Annotated in this window: 20 protein-coding genes; 6 read left to right on the forward strand and 14 right to left on the reverse strand. The window is 43.2% G+C overall.

The genetic code is table 11. The features are described from left to right. Positions 1–5: 5 nt before the first annotated feature. Entirely contained in the window at positions 6–992 is a 987-nt protein-coding gene (locus ACLSSO_RS00690; RefSeq protein ID WP_295902454.1) for an NAD-dependent epimerase/dehydratase family protein, read from the reverse strand. Then, a complete protein-coding gene (locus ACLSSO_RS00695; protein ID WP_295902456.1) occupies positions 989–1,573 on the reverse strand; it encodes a phosphatase PAP2 family protein in 585 nt (194 codons plus the stop codon). The genes ACLSSO_RS00690 and ACLSSO_RS00695 overlap by 4 nt, the downstream gene beginning before the upstream one ends. Positions 1,574–1,629: 56 nt before the next feature. Between ACLSSO_RS00695 and ACLSSO_RS00700 the strand changes: the two genes are divergently transcribed. Together ACLSSO_RS00700 and ACLSSO_RS00705 are read left to right on the forward strand one after the other, a co-directional pair. Continuing rightward, positions 1,630–2,418, forward strand: a complete 789-nt coding sequence (locus ACLSSO_RS00700) for a flagellar motor protein (protein ID WP_295902458.1) — start codon at positions 1,630–1,632, stop codon at positions 2,416–2,418. A gap of 11 nt (positions 2,419–2,429) precedes the next feature. Continuing rightward, entirely contained in the window at positions 2,430–3,176 is a 747-nt protein-coding gene (locus ACLSSO_RS00705; protein ID WP_295902459.1) for a flagellar motor protein MotB, read from the forward strand. A 94-nt stretch (positions 3,177–3,270) separates the two neighbouring features. Here the strand turns inward: ACLSSO_RS00705 and ACLSSO_RS00710 are convergent, their stop codons facing one another. The 4 genes from ACLSSO_RS00710 to ACLSSO_RS00725 all read right to left on the reverse strand — a co-directional run bounded on the left by ACLSSO_RS00710 (position 3,271) and on the right by ACLSSO_RS00725 (position 9,320). Then, positions 3,271–3,975, reverse strand: a complete 705-nt coding sequence (locus tag ACLSSO_RS00710) for a hypothetical protein (RefSeq protein ID WP_295902460.1) — start codon at positions 3,973–3,975, stop codon at positions 3,271–3,273. 128 nt (positions 3,976–4,103) lie between these two features. Then, positions 4,104–6,929, reverse strand: a complete 2,826-nt coding sequence (locus tag ACLSSO_RS00715) for a hypothetical protein (protein ID WP_295902462.1) — start codon at positions 6,927–6,929, stop codon at positions 4,104–4,106. 125 nt (positions 6,930–7,054) lie between these two features. Beyond that, complete coding sequence (locus ACLSSO_RS00720) at positions 7,055–8,854, reverse strand: DUF4105 domain-containing protein (protein WP_413943773.1); 1,800 nt, start codon at positions 8,852–8,854, stop codon at positions 7,055–7,057. Beyond that, a complete protein-coding gene (locus ACLSSO_RS00725) occupies positions 8,844–9,320 on the reverse strand; it encodes a DUF3015 family protein (RefSeq protein WP_295902465.1) in 477 nt (158 codons plus the stop codon). The genes ACLSSO_RS00720 and ACLSSO_RS00725 overlap by 11 nt, the downstream gene beginning before the upstream one ends. 111 nt (positions 9,321–9,431) lie before the next feature. Here ACLSSO_RS00725 and trxA point away from each other — a divergent pair, with 111 nt between their 5' ends. Both trxA and ACLSSO_RS00735 read left to right on the forward strand, forming a co-directional pair. Continuing rightward, entirely contained in the window at positions 9,432–9,782 is a 351-nt protein-coding gene (trxA, locus tag ACLSSO_RS00730; protein ID WP_295902467.1) for a thioredoxin, read from the forward strand. A gap of 52 nt (positions 9,783–9,834) precedes the next feature. Then, on the forward strand, positions 9,835–10,290 hold the full coding sequence (locus ACLSSO_RS00735; protein ID WP_413943774.1) for a DUF4430 domain-containing protein: 456 nt from the start codon (positions 9,835–9,837) through the stop codon (positions 10,288–10,290). A 216-nt stretch (positions 10,291–10,506) separates the two neighbouring features. Here ACLSSO_RS00735 and ACLSSO_RS00740 read toward each other — a convergent pair whose 3' ends face one another. The 8 genes from ACLSSO_RS00740 to ACLSSO_RS00775 all read right to left on the reverse strand — a co-directional run bounded on the left by ACLSSO_RS00740 (position 10,507) and on the right by ACLSSO_RS00775 (position 18,221). Next, positions 10,507–10,761 (reverse strand): hypothetical protein, encoded by a 255-nt coding sequence (locus tag ACLSSO_RS00740; RefSeq protein ID WP_413943775.1) that lies wholly within the window; start codon positions 10,759–10,761, stop codon positions 10,507–10,509. A gap of 128 nt (positions 10,762–10,889) precedes the next feature. Then, complete coding sequence (locus ACLSSO_RS00745; protein ID WP_413944836.1) at positions 10,890–11,396, reverse strand: peptidylprolyl isomerase; 507 nt, start codon at positions 11,394–11,396, stop codon at positions 10,890–10,892. A gap of 185 nt (positions 11,397–11,581) precedes the next feature. Beyond that, positions 11,582–13,888, reverse strand: coding sequence for a glutamine-synthetase adenylyltransferase (locus ACLSSO_RS00750; protein ID WP_295902473.1), 2,307 nt, complete (start codon positions 13,886–13,888; stop codon positions 11,582–11,584). Next, a complete protein-coding gene (locus ACLSSO_RS00755; protein WP_413943776.1) occupies positions 13,881–15,263 on the reverse strand; it encodes a translocation protein TolB in 1,383 nt (460 codons plus the stop codon). Before ACLSSO_RS00755 ends, ACLSSO_RS00750 begins: the two co-directional genes overlap by 8 nt. A 15-nt stretch (positions 15,264–15,278) precedes the next feature. Further along, on the reverse strand, positions 15,279–16,112 hold the full coding sequence (locus ACLSSO_RS00760; protein ID WP_413943777.1) for a TonB family protein: 834 nt from the start codon (positions 16,110–16,112) through the stop codon (positions 15,279–15,281). Then, the gene (locus ACLSSO_RS00765) at positions 16,109–16,525 is read right to left on the reverse strand and encodes an ExbD/TolR family protein (protein WP_295902482.1); all 417 of its coding nucleotides are present in this window, start codon (positions 16,523–16,525) and stop codon (positions 16,109–16,111) included. Before ACLSSO_RS00765 ends, ACLSSO_RS00760 begins: the two co-directional genes overlap by 4 nt. A gap of 8 nt (positions 16,526–16,533) precedes the next feature. Further along, complete coding sequence (gene tolQ, locus ACLSSO_RS00770) at positions 16,534–17,280, reverse strand: protein TolQ (protein ID WP_413943778.1); 747 nt, start codon at positions 17,278–17,280, stop codon at positions 16,534–16,536. A gap of 74 nt (positions 17,281–17,354) precedes the next feature. Further along, positions 17,355–18,221, reverse strand: a complete 867-nt coding sequence (locus tag ACLSSO_RS00775; RefSeq protein ID WP_413943779.1) for a hypothetical protein — start codon at positions 18,219–18,221, stop codon at positions 17,355–17,357. Positions 18,222–18,390: 169 nt separating this feature from the next. Here ACLSSO_RS00775 and ACLSSO_RS00780 point away from each other — a divergent pair, with 169 nt between their 5' ends. Both ACLSSO_RS00780 and sufB read left to right on the forward strand, forming a co-directional pair. Then, entirely contained in the window at positions 18,391–18,843 is a 453-nt protein-coding gene (locus ACLSSO_RS00780) for an RrF2 family transcriptional regulator (protein ID WP_295902480.1), read from the forward strand. Next, positions 18,836–20,287 carry a Fe-S cluster assembly protein SufB gene (gene sufB / locus ACLSSO_RS00785; protein ID WP_413943780.1) on the forward strand — a complete coding sequence of 484 codons (1,452 nt, stop codon included), beginning with the start codon at positions 18,836–18,838 and terminating at the stop codon, positions 20,285–20,287. The genes ACLSSO_RS00780 and sufB overlap by 8 nt, the downstream gene beginning before the upstream one ends.

Here is a 20,287-nt window from a genome sequence, read left to right on the forward strand (position 1 = left end):
AGACCTTACGAAAGCAAACCTTGATCTTTCATCCACTGCACACTGTTGTGAATGGCTTCGCGGGCAGGACGAGGTTTGAAATCAAGTTCACTTTGCGCTTTGCTAGAATCAAACCAATGATACATCGTCGCAGTGTAGGCATTTTCACGGCTTAAAGGTCCTTTAAGACCCATCTTTTCCATGAAATCACCTACGGCACCCACAGCGTGAAGAAGACCATCAGGAAGTAAATGTGAAGGAGCTTTTACCCCAGCCTCTGCAGCGATCATAGAGAAAAGATCTTTGATAAGAATATTTTCACCCGAAAGAATGTATCTTTCACCTTTGCGACCTTTTTTCCAGGCACTAAGAATGCCTTCTACGACGTCTTCCACGGCAACAACATTTACGCCACCTGAAGTGTAGAATTTGAGTTTTCCTTGAGCGACCTTGAGCTGCATTTTACGACTGCCTTTTTTAGCATCGCCTGCGCCATAGATCGTTGAAGGGTTTAGCATAACGGCGTTGATCTCACCTTTATCACAAGCCGCTTTCACGATTTGTTCGGCCTGATGTTTGGTTTCAAAATAACCAAGATTCAAGTCAGCGACATTGTAAGTGGATTCTTCGTTAAGGATATCATTTGGTGTGTAACCGGCACCGATTGCAACGACAGAGGAAAGATAAACCAGCCGACGCACTTTGTGCTCGCGACAGACCGAAACCACATTCGCCGTTCCCTGAACATTTACTTTATCCATCATCGCGCGCTGAGATTTTTTATATGCGATGACTCCAGCCAAATGAAAAACAGTATCGACACCTTTAAAGGCTTCAAGAAGAGAATGAATATCTGTTACATCTCCGTGAACATACTTGCAGTTAACACCTTCTAATTCGGAGATATCACTTTTAGGACGAACCAAGGCGTAAACATTGTGACCTTCATTCACAAGTGCTTTCGTAACCCAGCTTCCTAAAAAACCATTGGCGCCAGTGACAAGAATTTTCATGGTGTGACAGTCCCTTCTGAATCAAGTCGAAGAAGCAATTTTTGGCAGAGACGAGAAAATAAAAGTCCAAAGAGACAACCCAAAAGACCGCCACAAATGACGTCTGTTGGAAAATGCACACCATTGTAAACGCGACTGTATGCCACCAATGTTGCCACCGTATAAAGTGGTACAGAGGCCGGAGGAAAAATCGCGCTTGTGAAACTAGCAAATGTGAACATATTGGTGGCGTGATTGGAAACAAAGCTAAATCCGCCAAAAGGAGCGCGCACCTGAACCGTCAGTCCTTGAGTTTCCGCTGGCCGCGGTCGCTGCACGGTTTTCTTAAGAGCCCAGTTGCCAAAACCATCAGAAGCTCCAACGGCAAGAACGCAGAAGAAAAAAATCACGAGCCCTTTTTTAAGTCCACGGCGCCAAATGAAAATGGCAAGGATCAGTGGCACCATCACGGTTTTAAAAAACGGCGTTTTGTGAAGATCCGTGATGAATGGAAAAAACTGATCGGCCCAAGCCGCAGTCCACTGAGTATTCACCAATACAAAAAGGCTCTTATCGAGGTTCAAGATAAAATCGAGCATCATGACGACTTTACCCTAGTTTTTCGCTCGCAAAAAGTCTAGGTCTTCATGAGGTCCAAGTGTCTTGTATAGTTCACTGTGGCAATATTCTAAACATGGATAAAGCAACATGGTTAGGCCTGCTCGTAGGCTTCGGTGGGATTTTGCTCGGAAACCTTCTCGAAGGCGGGCACATGAGTTCGCTCATGCAACTAACGGCATTCATTATCGTTCTTGCGGGAACCATTGGAGCCGTGATGGTTTCAAGTTCAGAAAAAGATCTTAAGACAGGTCTTAATCTCGCAAAAAAAGCATTTCAAAAAGAAGAAAGCGACGCCAAAAAACGCATTCAGGAAATCGTGGACTGCGCACGTATTGCTAAAAAAGAATCTCTTCTTTCTTTAGAAACACGCATCAACCGCATTGAAGACCCGCTTTTTAAAGGAGTTCTCAGAAATATTGTGGACGGTGTTGAGGCTGACACGATCCGTGACATTTTTGAAACACGCATTGAAACCGAAGAAGAAGAAATGCTCGCGGGAGCAAAAATTTGGACTGATGCTGGAGGTTTTGCTCCCACGATTGGAATTATCGGTGCTGTTCTTGGGTTGATCCATGTCATGGGGAATTTGACCGACACCAGCAAGCTCGGAGGCGGAATCGCAGTCGCCTTTGTTGCAACCGTGTATGGTGTGAGCTCTGCCAATCTTTTGTTTTTACCTTTGGGAAATAAACTGAAAAGAAAAGTGCAGTCCTTATCCCGGGAAAAACATATGGTTCTTGAAGGCGGACTTCTTATCGCCAGCGGAATGAATCCCGTTGTTCTTGAGCAAAAGCTTTTTGCTTTTTTAAATGAAGAGCAGAAGTAGGTCTGAGCTTTATGGCAAGAAGACACAAAAAACATGAAGAGCACGAAAATCATGAAAGGTGGCTGGTTTCCTATGCCGATTTCATTACGTTGCTTTTTGCGTTTTTCGTGGTGATGTATGCCACATCCAATGCCAACGAAGAAAAACAAAAAGAATTTGAAGACTCCATCAAATTAAATCTGCACTTAGTGGGTAACGGTTCGAATTCGAATGGCAACGCTATTGAAGACGCGATTGCGGAACTTGTTATGCCTGTTGGAAACTATCCGCGCAAAGGTGGTCCTCAAGAAGTGGAAGACTTTGTGGAAAGATCTCTGGATAAGTCGATGGAAGGTGATCAAAAAAAGCAGGCGATTCAGGATATCTATCATGATTCTGTCGGCGTTCGCATAGCCTTAGCTGCATCCACATTTTTCCCCGAAGGCTCCGCAAAATTAAAAATGTCAGCGCTAACTTCGTTAGACAAAGTCGCTGACGTTCTAAAGACGAATAAAAAAAGAATTATCATTGAAGGTCACACGGATGACATTCCTATCGTAGGACAGCTTTTTCCAAGTAACTGGGAGCTTGCTGGAGGAAGAGCCACCGCAGTAGTCCGTTACTTTGTGAAATATCACAACCTCGATCCAAAACGCTTCGTCGCAATTTCTTACGGAGATCAAAAGCCGATCGTGCCTAATGATAACGATGACCATCGTGCGATGAACCGTCGTATTGAGATCTTTATTATCACCGACGACAAGAAAGTCGATATCTAAAAAAGGTACCAGGTGCCTTTTTCCCAACGAAAAAAGCCGAGACTTTGTGGGCCTCGGCGTTTCGGCAATAAAGGAAATATTTATTACGGAGAGACTATACGCATTCTTTGAGTTTCTTCACGATCTCAAGAGCTTTTGTACGGTCTACTTTTTTCACTTCCATGATCGCGTCTACGAAAGCTTCTTCAGAAGAACCTTTTTTTCCAGACTCAAGAATCGCGTCGTGGCGCTCGATGATTTGTGTGTAAGAGTCGCGCTCAGCTTTAGAGAAGCTTGTTAAAATTGTTTCTGGCAAAGACTCTAATTTGTTAAGAGCCGCCGTTACTTCAGCCATTTCAGTCGTGTTCAACTCTTTTGAAGATGTGCGGGCACCCGTCAAAGAAGAGTTAGCGATCAACTTTGCAGTTGCAGTCGCTGCATTGCTGATAGATTGACCTTCAGCTGCGTCACTCTTAGAAATTTCTGTCGCCATCTTTTTAGCTGCAACGATTGTTGCCAAGCTATCAAGGCGTTGAGTTGATTTAGTTGTATCGGCTTTTAAAGCCATTGAAAGGGCATTGTTTTTACCGGAAGAAAGTTGAAGCTCATTGATGATTTTATCTTGAGCCATTTTAACTTGCTGTGCGCTCAAACCTTTTGAAGTCATTCCTTTACCGAATGCAGATTCTTTGATTTGTTTTGAATATTCAACCAAAGCCTCACGAGCTGACTTTACGCCACCTACTGGGGCCGCGTGTGCTGGTGAGAAGGCCATTGCCATGGTCAATGCTGCCATTCCGATCATCAATTGCTTTTTCATACTCTCTCCCTTATTACCTGTTAATTTTTTGTACGAGGCACTCCAATTTTTGGGACTCTCCAATCCCGGAAGTGCCTAGTTTTATTTAAAAGTTTCAAATATCTTAAGTATCAAATCCCGTACCAAACTTAGTATTTTCCAGGCATAGACATGCCTCTCATAGCAGCTAGTTTCGCTTGGATTTCGTTATTAAACTTCTGCTGTTCCATATTGAGACGTTTCACATTGCGAATCTTTTCCCAGCTCACAGCATTTGCCATGCTTCCGTACATCATCACTTCTGAAGCAAGAGCCTGAAGATTTTCAAGAGCCGTCACGGCGAGATCTCTTTGTTGTTTGTTCAACTTCACAACAGCACCTTCTTGAGCATCGCCAACACCGAGCAAAGTAGAAACTTTGGTCAATGCGCCTTGAATATTCGTAAGCTGTTCCTCGAGCTGATAGTTTTCCAAGTCAGATTGGATCACTTCACGGCCTTCTGCTGTACCGACCTTAATGTGTTTAATAAGTCCATTAAGAACAGCGAATTGATTGTCCACTTCTTTTAATGCTGCGTGAGTCGGTGCCGTTTCAAGAATATGCGCGATGTCCACTTTGAATTCTTTCGAAGGAGTCAAAAGATCATTCAAAAGAGACAAGTAAACGCGCTCTTCCTGGAAGGCCGAGTTCATTCCACCGTTAAAGATCGGTCCGCCTTCGTAGTAACGTTTTTGTGCTTCACGATTGAAGTACAATTTCAAAGTTTTCCAAGGTGTATTGACGATCGGTCTTCCGTTAAAGAAGCTGCGACCTGGATAGTATACGGCCTTAACAAGTTTAACGACGATTTCATCATAGCTCTTACCGTATTCTTCAAATGCTTTTTGCATTTGGCTTTCTGTTTTTTCCGTCCACCATTGTGGGAACGCTGATTCGCCTTGGCCGCCCACTACGGATGGACGAGCTTCGTTAATCAAGTAGCTGATCGCACCGTTGTAAGTTTTCTTCGAAGCTGTTGTGAATGGGAATTTATAAATGTTCTCTGCTGGCAACTGCGCCATTCCGAAGTGTTCACAGTTATTAAAGTAATCACCCGCAGCTTTAATTTGTGGAGGCATGAACACAGATGGGAAGCCCGCTGAGTTCTTCACTACTTTTTCGCCTTTTTCTACGTCAGGACCACACATCATTTGCATAAGAAGGTAGTCTGTGATTTTTGGAGTGAAGAACACACCGACCTGACGGTAGTAGTTTGAGCTCTTAATTGTGTCTGCAGATGAAGGAGCTTTTTCATAAGCTGCCAAGAATCCACGACCTGGCTCCATCATAGGGACTGGAGCACCCATAGAGCTGTAAATTTCTCTTAGGATCTTTCTGTAATTCATCGATACAGAAAGGTTTTGGGCAGAGTATGTGATTTCGCGGTAAAGCTCACTCAAACCTTGACCGATTTGCACACGCTCACCCGTGCGGAGTTTGTCTAAGAAGGAAGAAATCTTTGTTTTTTCTGGCGGGTAAAGATACTTAGCGTCTTCACTCTTAAGAAGTTCATCCGCTTTAACAACGGCATCAGCCACCGTATCAAGTTGCATATTCTCGATGAACAATGGATTTGTGAAGTAAAGATCTTCTTTACCTTCGGCTAAATCTTTTGCTTTGACACCATTCATTGGATAAATGATTTCAAGAGGCTTTACCTGAGATTCGTTGAAGCGAGAGTTGCGCACTTCATTTAAGAAAGTGTTATAGAATGCGTAGCTCGTATTGAACATCGAGGTCATTTGATGAAGAGCCTCGGACCAGTTTTGGTGAGCTTCATAAACTTCCGACATATTCATCATACGCCAGTCGAGCATTTTCTTTCTAAAGTCTTTGATCTCGGCTTGAAGATCTTTGTCAGATCCGTTCCACTGAGACTTTTTCATAAGATTCATTTGTTCGTTCAATCGATCATTGACGTCATAGAACTCGGCTCCATCAAACATGTTCTTCCATGCGTAAGTAACTTTGCGATTGAGCCATGCATCGATAGCTACGAAGAAGGCGATTTGAAGACCTTTTACAAGAAGAAGACGGATGCCTTTCAATTGCATTGTGCCTGGAACCAACCAAAGAGCGATATCAACACCTGTGATGCGAAGAACAGATTTTGTGATCACAGACTGAACCACACCGGCAAGGCCCGAAGAGATCAACATAGAAACGATACCGGGAGCGAATTCCCAAACTTTCTTTTGGATCACTAGGTATTCATAAGCTTTTGAGCAAGGATCTGCGTCGATACCTGCTTCTTGATCTTTAGCTGTGACTTGTTTTCCCATCATTACTTTCGCACAAGCCATCACATTGGGATCTGAAGCCACTTGTGAAAGATAAGTTTGTAGGAAAGCTCCCACAGTCATTCCAAGATACGGAATCATGTGGTGGAACTTTGGATTTTTCATGTACATCGCAAGAACGTTGGAAGTCACACCTTGGGAATACATGAACGTGAAAAAACCAAAAACACCAATCGGCGAAAGAGAGTGATCGATGTGTTGTTGCATAGCGATCGGATTTTGCGAATAGTTTGTGATAAGTTGGCCAGCAACCACGGCACCCATTGCAACGAAGAAGATTGCGGACTCCGTTGGAAGATTTCTAACTGAATGAGACCAAGCCGATTTGTTCGCGGCTTTTACGCGAACCATCTCGTCCATCATCATTTTATTTAAAGATTTTGGAGAGAATTTGCGCAGTTGAGTTTCTTCAGCAAAGGGAACTTCCATTGCCAGTTTATTTGTTTTCTTATCGTAAACGAGGGCTTTTTTAGAGTTTTTATCCAGCTCCAAACGGTAGCCGAGTGGTTCCAAATAATCGCGGTAAGCAGCAAGCTGTGCTTTGTCTTTTTCACTCCATTCAGGAGCCGCCAAAACTGGGGAAATCACCATATTAATTGTGGCAATCGCAGTTAAGATCTTTTGGAACCATTTCATGGCTTACTCCTTAGATACGTTTGTATCACTATGAATAGAAGCAAGCTTTGGGCCCCTCAGCTCAGTTTTACGATTGATTGGCACGTCTCAGAGTGAGACAGGGCCGTAACAGGTCACTGGCCTGTCTAAAAGACGACAGAGATCATCCACTCGGGAAGGTCGTCTCTGACTCTGGATTCAAAGCGCAGTTCGCTCTTACGAACATCCGTGGAAAGACCAATTCCGTACTCTGAAAAACCTCTTCCTTGAGAAGTGTTTTGTAGATATTTCGCATAAATCAACGAGCGCACGAAAGAAGTTTTCGACATGAAAAGCCCTTCCACGCCGAAGTGAGGTTGGGCTGTGTCAGCAAGGTCATAATTTTCCGTCACGGTCATAAGACTTAACCGTGTCACAGTAAAAAGAGGAAAATCAAAACTCAGTCCCGCACCTAAATTCACAAAAGGGGAGAGTCTGGGTTCTGTTCCAACCTCTACTTTCCAAGTCAGAGGTGTATCCAGTTCGGTCACGGGTGCCGTTGAAAGAATTTTTATTAAAATGGCGCGATAAAGATCTAAGTTTTGTTTTTCTGAAAAATAACGAAAGTCAGCGCTTAAAACTTCTAGATGAGAAAACGCGGAAAGCCCGCTGTCATCCGAAAGAAGATCGTGAAATGTTCTACGAAACTTAAATCTATAAAACTCGTTTTCGTCCCATTTGCCATATCCAAGATAAAATGCGTAAGAGTTAGATCCAAGCAGGGGCGATCGGGGCGCTGGAATTTGGAGAGGCTCTGTCTGGTCTCCAAGTTTTGCTCTGGCAATTGAAAGAGGATACTTTTCTTCTTTAAGCTCTTTTTGTTCGCGATACTCCTGAATAGCCAAATAGCTTAAACTTGCTTCTAACGCTTCTGCCTGTTCTTTCGGGGAAAGTTTCTGCAAGTGAGTTTGGGTCTTGGCGTAAACAATTTCTTTTAGAGCATCTTTTTGAGAATAGTTCAGTGAAGTAAAACGAGTTTGCCATTCGGCCTGTAAAGAAACGCGAAGTTTTTCACCAACAAGCATATTGTGCTTTTTAAGTTCTTTGACCGTGTCTATGGGAATTGTCATGTCATAAAATGCTGCCGAAGCATTGAGTGCTGGTTTTGCAACTTCGATCAGTTCTAAAATCTGCTGGGAACAGTTGTCATCAGCGAAATAATAAGGCGCAAAACTGCCATCGAGTTCTAAAAGGTGATCAACCAAAAATGCAACTTGTTCAGGCGAAAGATCTAACCGATATTCCCAGAGATTGCGGCCTTCAAGGTTCGTGTACTCACGAATTTTTTGATAATACGGAAGCATAGAGTAAGCACCAGGATAAAAACCAAAAAGACCTTTTAATGCATAAAGAGCACCGGTGTCTTTCCCTGTAACCGCAGCATAGTTAATTCCGTAATCAAGAAGTTCAAGTTCACGAGTGTTCTTGGGGTTGTGTACGCGCAAAAACGTATGGCCGAAGCTCGAACCTGCGCTGCTTAGGTCGCTGGCTGCAAAAATAATATAAATTTCTTGAGCGCCGAGTTGCTCCTTCCACTGATCTTTTTCAGGACACGAAACCAAATCACTGGGATCAATTGCCAGAACTTTTTTTAGCCAGCTTGTTCTAGCAAGATAACGACATTGAGATTTTTTGGAAGTGTCTTTGTTAAAAAGAAGTTCAATAGTTGCAAGTAGTTCGGCTTTAGGATTTTCAGATCCGTTTTCAGAAATAAAGAAATTTCCAAGAAGGGGAGATTTGTAACTTCCGAAAAGATTCTTGCGATAGTGGCCAAGCTTTACCCATTGCGGATCTTCCCACAGGACTTTTTCTTGAGCTTGTTTTTGATAGCCGAGAATATTTTCGGAAGCTAAGCCCCACGCAGAAAGTGGGGCTAAGAGAAATATTAAAACTAAATTAAGAACCATGGCACATTTGTGCAAGGTCGCTCTGAGTTGCCAACTCTTTATTTAGGTTTTGTACCATCTCTACTGCAGATGTATTTGCCGCAGGAAGAATTTTTGCATAAGAAGTTTGCGCGAAAGTACCAAAAGCTTTTTGCGATACTTCGTTACGGCAACCTTTCATATGTGCCAGCGTCGCAAGTTTCTCACCATGACCTTGCGCCATTTCACGAGACAGCTCTTCTTGATTCACTTCAACGAAGTATTGAACTTCTTTATCGTTCATCACAAGACCGCTTGAAGAGCAGCCAGAAGTTCCAGATGTGATACCCAGTGGCTGAGTAAAAAGAAATGAGTTCGTCGTCATTGCCAAAAGTTGCAAACCTTTGGAATTTTTTTGAATGATAACGCTACCTAGACCACAACCTGCGTCACCTGCATAAGCTTGAAAACCCGTTAAAAGCAAAATAGAAACGATCAACTTTTTCATAAAAGCCTCCTGAGGATTATTTGTATTAAATCGTTGCTTATTTAATAAAGAACATCAAAGCTTTTAGGGAGACTTCGTTATTCATGGACCTACGCCCAACCGGGAGGATATATGGCTGTGTTAGAGCTCACAAAAGAAAATATTCAAGAGACCATCGAAAAAAACCAACTCGTGATCATTGATTTCTGGGCAACGTGGTGTGGACCTTGTCGTCGTTTTGCTCCTATTTTTGAGCAGACGGCATTGAAACATCCTGATGTTGTGTTTGCGAAATTAGATACGGATGCTCAGCCAGAAATTGCAGCCAATTTCGATATCAAATCTATTCCAACAATCGCTGTGATTAAAGAAGGCGATATCATCTTTATGCAGCCGGGAGCTTTGCCTGAAGACGTTTTCGAACAAGTTGTAGAAAAGGCCAAAGAAGTTGATATGGCCGAAGTTCGTAAACAAAATTCATAAGCTTTTAAATTATTCTGTACTTTAAAGAGGTCCCTGGATAAGACGGGGACCTATGAAAAAGACAGCTCTTATTCTTATCTCTGCTTTGTCATTCAATGCGAACGCCGTCTCTTGGAAGGTCTATGGTCCTTGCGACGAAAAACCTGTTGCCCAAGGGGAAGCCGTTGCTGACCTCACCAAATCAGTGGGTGATATCAGCGTAGAAATGTTTGATCAAAACAAAGTTCCCTACATCGGAGCCGCCGAAGGATTTAATTCCATCATCAATACGCCCACAGGAATGGATTCCATCGAAATCGTTTCAGACACGGAACTGAGAGCCTACGGTTGGTGCTATTCTATCAACGGAAAAACACCAGACGAGATGCCTCACAAAATAAAATTCAACGCACAAACTGACAAACTTATTTGGTTCTACGCGTACACCACAAATATTAAAAACGAATGGCAAGATGACTACTGCTCGCCAGCGTATTGGATCAAAGCCAAACAATTTTGCGGGAAATAAAAAGCCCCGATTTTTTTTGAGATACTTTTTAATTTTTTTTAATCGCAGTTAGTTTCCATATTAAGAACTCAAGCAACACAAATACAATAGCATCAATAGCAAGAAACGACTCTCCACCAATAATAGGAGTCAATTTTATTGAAACGAAGCTGCTGACCATAAGGCTTACCGGTACAAACAGAATTACTACCAAAATCCTTATTCTCTGAGACATAGCTAAATTTCACCTTGCGAGTTCGGGTTAAACTGATCAGGATGGCAGGCTCTTAATACAATTGGAATTTGATTATTCCATAAATGACCGATTCTTTCTTCATTAGATTTAATTTTGGATTTAATGTCATTTATTTTCTTAGAGAGTTCCTCTGCGGCTCCCGGCGGCGCTTTAATACACAAGGATTTTCCATCAGCAGAAGATACGTCTTGAGCAACTTGTTTTGCTCGTTTTCGGAGAAGATCTTCGAGATCCATCTGTCGAGAAGAATTCGTTCACTACGCAGTATCCTGTCTATGTATATCCTTACGTGATAAAGAAAAAATAGATAAAAAAAGCCCGATGTCTCCACCGGGCTTTTCTTCTTCAAATTTGAATTTCAAAACTACTTAACGATTTGGATGTGTTTGATAACTACCGGCTCAACAGGGCGATCCATCGGACCTGTCTTAGAGTTTTCGATAGAGTGAACAACGTCCATACCTTCAACAACTTCACCGAACACAGTGTGACGGCCATCCAACCAAGGAGTTGGAACTGTTGTTACGAAGAACTGTGAACCATTTGTGTTAGGTCCTGCATTCGCCATAGAAAGGATGCCTGGTTTATCGTGCTTTTGTTGGCCAGGAGTGAACTCATCTTCAAAACGGTAACCTGGACCGCCAGTACCTGTTCCAAGTGGGCAACCACCTTGAATCATGAAATCTTTAATCACACGGTGGAAAGTCAAACCATCATAAAATGGCTTTTTAACTTTGCTGCCAGTTTTAGGATCCGTCCACTCTTTAGTGCCTTCAGCCAAACCTACGAAGTTCTCAACTGTCTTTGGAGCCTTGTCGCTCAAAAGTTTAACTTTAAAATTGCCTTTGGATGTTTCAAAAATCGCGAACATCTCTTTTCCTTTCTCGCCAGCTTTAGTCGCTTTATCTTTTTTTCCTGCTTTGGTTTCTGTCTTAGCATCTGCGCGGAAGCTGAAAGCCGCCAATAAAAATGCAAAAAGGTAGATCCAAAATACCTTCTTAATATCGATATTCTTCGACATTTTGTCTCCCTGACTTTTGTCCAACCCTTTCACTATTAGTGAGGCTGCCGACGGGGGTCAAGTTCCTTCAAAATTGCAATGTTGCCTGCGAGAAGCTCTGAAACCTCCGTTTGCAAATTTGACGGAGAAATTTGGAGCGCCAAGGCAAGAGGTTGAAAGGACTCGTGATTTGGTTGCAGTTCTACGAGTGATTCTGACGCAACAAGTTGAAGCATCTGCTCTATTTGACGCAATCTTCCATAGTTGTGTTGAAGAGCAGCGGATTTTGCTCCCATTTGAGAGAGAAAATCCATCGTGTGAGACGAAGCCGGACTGATTTTATAACTTAAAAGATAGGTCTGCGCGGCCAGCTCCACGTCCACAAGACCACCTTCGCTGAACTTCAAATTCGGAATCATGGTTCCGGTCGGGAGAAGTTGCTGACGAATGCGATCCAGTTCCTGCAGCTCTTCTGGTGTTAAACCTCGGTCCATGAAATGCGTGAAAGGAACTTCGCTGGCATCACCAATCCATCGTGCTTTCAAGTACGCTTGTCGTTCCCACGCCGATGCTTCGTTCGCAAGATAAGCATTCAAATCCGCTTTCGGAATCACAAGAGGGCCGGCTTTCCCAGAAGGTCGTAAGCGCATATCAATGGAATAAATATTTCCGCCGCGATGAGGTTCGGTGAGTCGAGTGATAAAACGTTTTGCCACTTTGAAATCATTTTCAGTCGGCTCATCAGGGACGACAAAAATAAAATCCAAATCTGATCTAAAACCCAATTCCTGTCCGCCCCATTTTCCTAAAGCGAGAACTTGAATTTGCGATGGGTATTCTTTTTTTAAGGCGGCGAGAAGATTTTCAACAATGGTATCGGCCGTAGAACTCAAATTTTGCAAAAGAGTCGGAAGATCTTTGTCCTCTAAAAACTTACTTCCATTAATAACCTCTGAAAGAAGCCTTTTCTCCGCAAGCTCTTCAAGAAGAGTTCCTAAATCTTCGGACGGTTTATCTTGTGCACGATACACAAAGCTATCCAGAAGCTCCGGACGATTGCAGAGAATGCGCGACAGATAAGGAGAATGCCCAAAGAGCCACGCAAGTTCCTGCAAAAGTTCTTTTTCTCGCAACAGCATCGCAAAGAAACTCGCCTTTGCGCGTGTGCCATGAATGAAATCTTTTAAAAGCAAAAGTCCGCGGCGAATATCACCTTTTTGCTCCTGCAAAGTTTCTAAGAACGCGGCGAGGAATGCTTTTCTCGCCAATTCATCACGACCCTTATTGCGAGATAAAACTTCTTGCCCCAAGATTTCTTGCCAGAGCTCTTCAAGATCGGATTGTGGCAAACCTACTTTTGCGAGTTCCTCTTTAAGAGAAACCTCTTGGGGAGCTTCACCCAGCAGAGTCTTTACGATTTGATCACAGCGTTTCATTTCGTTCGCAAGAGTTTTTAATGCTGTCGTAATAAACTCTGGATGAGGTTCTTTAGTTTTAAGCAAATGAGTTTGTTCATCGTGCAGGGCTTGTACGTAATTTTCTAATTTGCGCAGATTCCAATAGTGGGCACATAGAAAACGAGCCTCGTCCGTGGGAAGAAGCTGTTTTTGTTCGATAAGGTTTAAAGCTTCTGTTGTGCCACGCACTTGCAAACTGGTGTCACGTCCGCCGTGAATCACTTGCAGGGCATGCGCAAAAAGTTCCACGTCACGAATGCCGCCGATTCCTAATTTTAAATCGATAACGTCGTCTTGTGTTCTTGCCCAATAGTGACCTTGAATCTTTGAACGCAGGGTTTTTAAATCCTCGAGCAATGTGAAATCTAGGTGCTTACGGAAAGAAAACTTTTTTGCAAAGGCCATGACCTCATTTTGCACATGATGATCACCGCAAATAGGGCGAAGCCGAACGAAAGCCAAACGCTCCCACGTTTCGCCGTAATTCCCGTAATAGTCTTTGAATTGATCGATCGTGGGAATAAGTGGTCCTTGCTTGCCGCCGGGACGCAAATCAAAGTCCACGCGAAAAACAAAACCTTGAAAATTTCTTTCACTCAAAATTTTTTGAAATTTCCGAAGATGGGAAAGGGAAATAGCCTCTTCGTTTTCCGCAACTAATAGAAGATCCACATCCGAACTTAAATTCAGTTCGTGAGATCCCAGTTTTCCAAGAGCAAACAAAGCGACTTTTTCTTGAGAAAAACAATAATCAAAAGCTTTTTTAAGAAGGTCGTCAGCAGCAAGGCTCCACTCTGAACAGATTTTATCTGGAGCCTCGGAATCGGTTTTCGCAGAAAGAGCAAGGCGAGACCAAATCTCGCCACGTTCTTTTCTGAGTTGTTCCTCAAAGGGAAGGTTAGTCAATGTTCGTCGACCATTTAGGTTTGTAGTAGTTGTAGTTGTCGTTTGTTACGCGACGCTCTTCCGTACCATCTACTGTTGAAATATAGATCTGATTTTTTCCTGTGCGATTGCTTGTATACATCACAAAGCGGCCGTCCGGAGAAAATGAAGGGTCTTCGTTGCTTGCCATTTTTCCGTTTGGTTTTTTCGCAGAAGTCAGACGGATCATTCCTGTGCCATCGGCATTCATCACGAAGATGTCAAAGTTGTTATCACTTTGACCCGAGAACGCAATTTTCTTTCCATCCGGAGACCACGCCGGAGAAGAGTTAAACACACCCGCGAAAGTGATGCGCTTTACATTCGAACCGTCGGCATTGGCTGTGTAAATCATCGGACGACCTGCGCGATCTGAAGAAAACGCAAGCTTTCCATCTTCAGACATTGATGGTTCCACGTTCAAAGCTCCTGAAGGACCATTTGTGATTTTACCAACAAGGTTTCCATCCAAAGTCATTTTATAAATATCAGGGCTGCTTCCTTGAGAGATAGTCAGATAAATATTTCTTCCATCCGGAGAAAAGCTCGCGCCAGAATTAATTCCTTGGCGGTAGGACACCAAAGAACGTTTTCCAGAAGCCAGATCCAAAAGAAGCATATCCGCATTTCTGAACTTCGCACCCACACGTTTGACGTAAGAAGTGTAAGCGATTTTCTTTCCATCCGGAGACCACGCCGGAGAAATAGAAATACTGCGATGATTAGAAACTTGCTCCATATTCGCGCTATCCCAATCCATCACGTAAATTTCTTTTACTTGAGAACCAGCGCGGTCACTAGAAACCACCACGCGAGAAAGGAAAGGACCTTCTTTGCCAGTCAAAGCTTTTAGAACATCATTCGCAAAAGTGTGCGCAATACGACGAGCGCTGCTCACAGGGCCTTTATACTTTTTGCCAAGAACCAAATTTGCGCGAGGAACGTGGTAAGTGTAAGTTTCAAGAGTCACTTCGTTACCGACAATAGAAAATCCGGCACGAATTAGGAAGTCAGCACCAATAGCGGACCAGCTTTGGAATTTAAATCCATTCGGTTGACCGGGAGCCGGCATCAAACCCGTTTTACTTGTGTCTTCAAGATAAGCGCTTTGATTGATGAACTGAAAATAAGAAGAAACAGAAAGGTCGTTTGAAATCGTATTAAAAAGTTCAACGCCCACAGACTGATATTTCGACGCGCTTGATGGAGCCCCAAAATATTGAAACGCGGGCATCGCCATCAAACTTTTTTTCGTGCGAGCTTCGCCGAGTTTAATATAAATACCGTTTTCTTGCGCCTGAGAGAATACAGGAAAAATACTTACAGCAAGGAGCAAAGCTAAGAGCTGCTTCATCATGAGGGCCTCCTAAAATTATTCTGGGAATCCGATCAGGATTCCATCTACTGATACGATCGCTAAAAATTTCTCTGGCGGAGCAGGGAACGGAGCAGATCGATCAATAGTTGCTAACACTTCTTCATCGTAACTGGCATTTCCGCTAGATTTAACAATTTTTCTACCCAAAATATTTCCACGCGAATCAATAAATACGCGAGCCTGGGCTTTAAAGTCTCTTTTTGCAAGCCACTCTGGCAAAGACCAATTTTGTTTAATATGACTATCAAGATCGGACGCGTACGTATCGTGCTGAAGCTTCGTGAGTCCTGTTAGGGAGGTCCCAGGTGACAACACATTGCCTTTGATCTTTTGTGTTCCATTATCAGCTTTTCCATGAGCGGGCGGAGCCTTCGCTTTTTCTTGGGCCACATCTTCTTTGATCTTCTCAAGAGCCGCCATCGCCTTTAATTTTTCCAAAGCATTTTTCTGCTGATTTTTTACTTTTTCTAAATTAACGCCATCATCTTTTTTCTCTGGCACTTTGATAGGCTCTGTTTTGGGCGGCGTTTTTTTCTCAACCACTTTTTCAGGTGGTTTTTCCACAGGCTTTTCTTTAGCGATTTCTTTATCCGGCAAAGCCGCTTTGGCTTCTTCTTTTGTGGGAGCTGGCAAAGTTTTTGGCTCAACCTTATCAGGCAAACCCACCATATCCACACGCACTGCTTGCGTGAAATCAATTTGTTCCGGCGTAAAGAATACCGTTTTCAGAGTGAAAAACGAAATAATCAGCGCGTGGATCGCAAAAGAGATCCCGATGCCGCGTGATAACTGATCATTCTGTGGTATTTCTTGCTCTAAATAGTTCACTGGTCTTTAGGAAGAGTGATAAGCCCGATGTTAAAGATCCCAGCGGCACGTACTTCTGCCATGGCTTCCGCGACGAAACCATAATCCACTTTGCGATCCGCTTGGATGTAGACCTGTTTGTTCTTCTTATTCTCAAAAATGGCTTTTAATTTGGGACGAAGTTCATTCATCGCAATTTTGGTTTTAGCCACCGTCATTTTTTGATCCGGTCCGATCACTAAAACAAAAGGCTCTTCGTTCAGTTCTACTCCCGAAGAAGATGTCTTAGGAAGATCGACTTCGATCCCTTGTTGCATCAAAGGAGTCGTCACCATGAACATAATGAGAAGCACCAACATGACATCCACAAGGGGAGTCACGTTGATTTCACTTAATGTTGCGCGGCTTTTTGATTTACCGCCTCCATTACCCATTCCCACGATTAGTTTCCTTGAAAGAAGTTTCTCTTCACGATGTTAAGGAAGTCGGCATTAAAGTTATTCAGCGCGATTTCCTGTTTGCGGATGCGAGAAATAAAGTTGTTGTAAAGAACAACCGCAGGAATCGCAGCCGCAAGACCGATCGCTGTTGCAATCAAAGCTTCCGAAATACCTGGAGCCACAACGGCAAGGCTAGCTGATCCTGTTTGTCCGATTTTATGGAAAGAACCCATGATTCCCCAAACGGTTCCAAAAAGACCGATGAAAGGACCCGTACTTCCCGTTGTTGCAAGAACCGTCAAACGAGATTCCAGTCTTGCGATTTCATTTTCGGAGGCCTTGTTCAAGATACGCTCAAGATTGTCGATGCCTGACAAGATCGGTTTATCTCCATCCGTTTTTGCAAGCAGCGGAGACTCAGAAATCTTTTTCATTTCAAGATAAGCCGCTTTAAAAACACGTGCGATCGAAGAATCGTGATATTGATCGATGTCTTCATAAAGAGTGTCCAAAGAATTTACTTTCCAGAACTTGTTCATGAAAAGATCGTCGGACTGATTCATCTTTTTAAATGTTTGATATTTCGTATAACCAATCGCCCAGCAGAAAACAGACAAGACAATGAGGATCATCAACGTGAGCTGAACAATGGGACTCGCCTGAAAAATCGCATCAATGGAGCTGGTATTCACTGATACAGAGGGTGCGGCTTGAGCCACATTTACAAACAAAGAAAGAGCAGCGGACATATCTTGACCTCCGACGTGGGACGCATTCCCATCCTTAGAGTAAAAAGATATGCCCAAATGCAGTTGAGTTCAACCTATTGAGCAGGACCTTGGCCGAGAAGACGAAGCAATTCTGGCAAATTCTCCGTGATATATCCGTCAGCTCTGTAGCGACTCGCCTCAGCAAGTTGAGCTTCGTTCTGAATAGGGCCAAGGAAAATTCTTTTGTTGCGACGACGCATTTCTTCAATGATGTCAGCGTTAAATGCAGGTCGTTTCAAGAGCGTAAACGGAGCAATGAACACATCGCCTTTAAACTGTGTCGACGGCAAAACATAAAGCGAATCAAACGTCAAAAGACGCATCAGATCCGGCGTGCTTGTTCCATACACCCATTCAGGTTTTAGATCTTTAATGGATGTCATGATGATCAACGCTTCACTTTGAATCAGCGTTCTATCATTTGGCTTCAAACCGCTGATTGCATCCACCAGAGCGGTGTGCGCGTCGGCAACGTTGTCCACGATGTTCAAAACAAAACGCGTTTGCGGAAGCTGTTCGTAGAATTCTTTGAGCGCCGGAGTCGTTTTATAAAACTCATTGATCTGCTCCCACGGATATTCAGAAAGTTTGGAGCCGATCATGATCGGAGTCGTCGGATTTTTTTCCTGCTCCTGACGTTTCATCTCCATAAATTCTTTGTCGCGACTTGCAGGTAAAACAAACGGCACTTTTTCACGAGAAAAGCGCACATCGAGCCAAATCACAGCGTCGGGGCGCAGTTTCAAAATCTCTTGAGCCGCCGTCAAGGTGTCCGCTTTGGCAATAATCATAGGAGTGGGGCCAGAAAAGAAGGCATGTTCATATAAAGGGTAGTTCTGACCCAATCCCCAAATACGGGCCATCAAGATAAGAATTCCTAGAACAACGACAGTGGCGAAAGTAATGAAAAAGATTCTCATAGGACCTTCGTATAGCACCCTAAGATCTTGAAATCAGCAAATTTTTTCAAAACTTACCTAAAGTATTCTGTCACAACCTTAAATACGTTAAAATTAGGCGTATTTCTCATTGTTTTTCATTTCGCTTTCGTTTAGATATGGGGCGATACCCCGCAAGGCAAAGGTACGCATGAACAAGATCAACCGTAAACTCGAATACGCACTCATGGCTTTAAAATACATGAGCAAAAAGATTCCTGGAGAACTGACGACTGCCAAAGAAGTTTCAGATTCTTTCCACACGCCTTTTGATGCGACAGCTCGTGTGATGCAACAGATGGCTCAAAAAGGCGGCATTTTGCGCGCCGAATACGGAGCCAATGGCGGATATCAAATCACGAAAGACCTTGCGAAGGTTTCCATTCACGATCTTGTGGAAATCATCGAAGGTCCCACAGCTCTTGTGAAATGCCTTCACAAAGAGGCTCCTTGTGAAATTCAAGGAACCTGCAACATCGTTTCTCCTATTACACAGTTAAATAATCGTCTCACTGAATTCTATAAAAGCCTGAGCTTGAAAGATCTTCTAGTGGATAAATCATTGGCTGGCAAAAAACCAGCGGAGGCTGAGGCTCATGGATAATAAATCCTCAAACAACCCTCTTGATAGCTACGAATACAAATACGGTTTTTCGACGGACATCGAAACAGATGTCGTGCAAGTCGGTTTGAACGAAGACATCATTCGTTTGATCTCTTCAAAAAAGAACGAACCTGAATGGATGTTGGAATATCGTCTTAAAGCATTTCGTCATTGGGAAACAATGACAGAGCCTACTTGGGCGCATGTTTCTTATCCTCCCATCGACTTCCAAGCGATTCGTTATTATTCAGCGCCAAAGAAAAAATCAGAGGCTGATAAGCCAAAATCTTTGGACGACTTGGATCCTGAGTTGATCAAAACTTTTGAGAAATTGGGAATTCCTCTTTCTGAACAAAAGCGTATTTCTGGTATTGCCGTCGACGTGGTGTTTGATTCTGTTTCTGTCGGCACAACTCACACCGAAGTTTTAGATAAAGCGGGAGTGATCTTCTGCTCTATTTCTGAAGCGGTTCAAAAACATCCAGAGCTTGTAAAAAAATATTTGGGTTCCGTGGTTCCTTACACTGACAACTACTATGCAGCTTTGAATGCGGCAGTCTTCACGGACGGTTCTTTCTGTTACATCCCTAAAGGGGTTCGTTGTCCGATTGATCTTTCAACATATTTCCGTATCAACGCAAAAGACACGGGCCAATTTGAAAGAACGCTTTTAGTTTGCGATGAAGGTGGTTACGTAAATTACCTTGAGGGTTGTACAGCTCCTCAACGTGATGAAAACCAACTTCACGCAGCTGTTGTTGAGTTGATTGCCCATGATGATGCGGAAATTAAATACTCTACAGTTCAAAACTGGTACACGGGCGACAAAGAAGGCCGTGGCGGTATCTATAACTTCGTAACAAAACGTGGAAAAGCCGCTGGAAAACGTTCGAAGATCTCTTGGACTCAAGTGGAGTCAGGATCGGCGATCACTTGGAAGTATCCGTCTTGCATCCTGCAAGGGGATTACTCAGAAGGTGCTTTCTACTCTGTGGCTTTGACTCACGATCTTATGCAAGCCGATACCGGAACTAAGATGATCCATATCGGTAAAAACACAAAGAGCACGATCATCTCTAAAGGTATCTCAACAGATAAGTCATCAAACACTTATCGTGGTCAGGTGAAAATCATGCCTTCAGCAGAAAATGCACGTAACTATTCTCAGTGCGATTCGATGCTTGTGGGTGATAAGTGCAGTGCGAGCACGTTCCCTTATATTGAAGTGAAAAATAAAACAGCGACGTTGGAACATGAAGCGACGACTTCACGAATCAGTGAAGATCAGATCTTCTATTTGCAATCTCGCGGTCTTGATATGGAAAAAACAATTTCAATGCTTGTTAATGGATTCTGTAAAGAGGTCTTTAAAGAATTGCCTCTCGAATTTGCCGTGGAAGCTGTGAAATTAATCGAAATGAAATTAGAGAATTCAGTAGGATAA

The sequence above is a fragment of the Bdellovibrio sp. HCB-162 genome, assembly GCF_047344985.1.
Classification (GTDB): domain Bacteria; phylum Bdellovibrionota; class Bdellovibrionia; order Bdellovibrionales; family Bdellovibrionaceae; genus Bdellovibrio.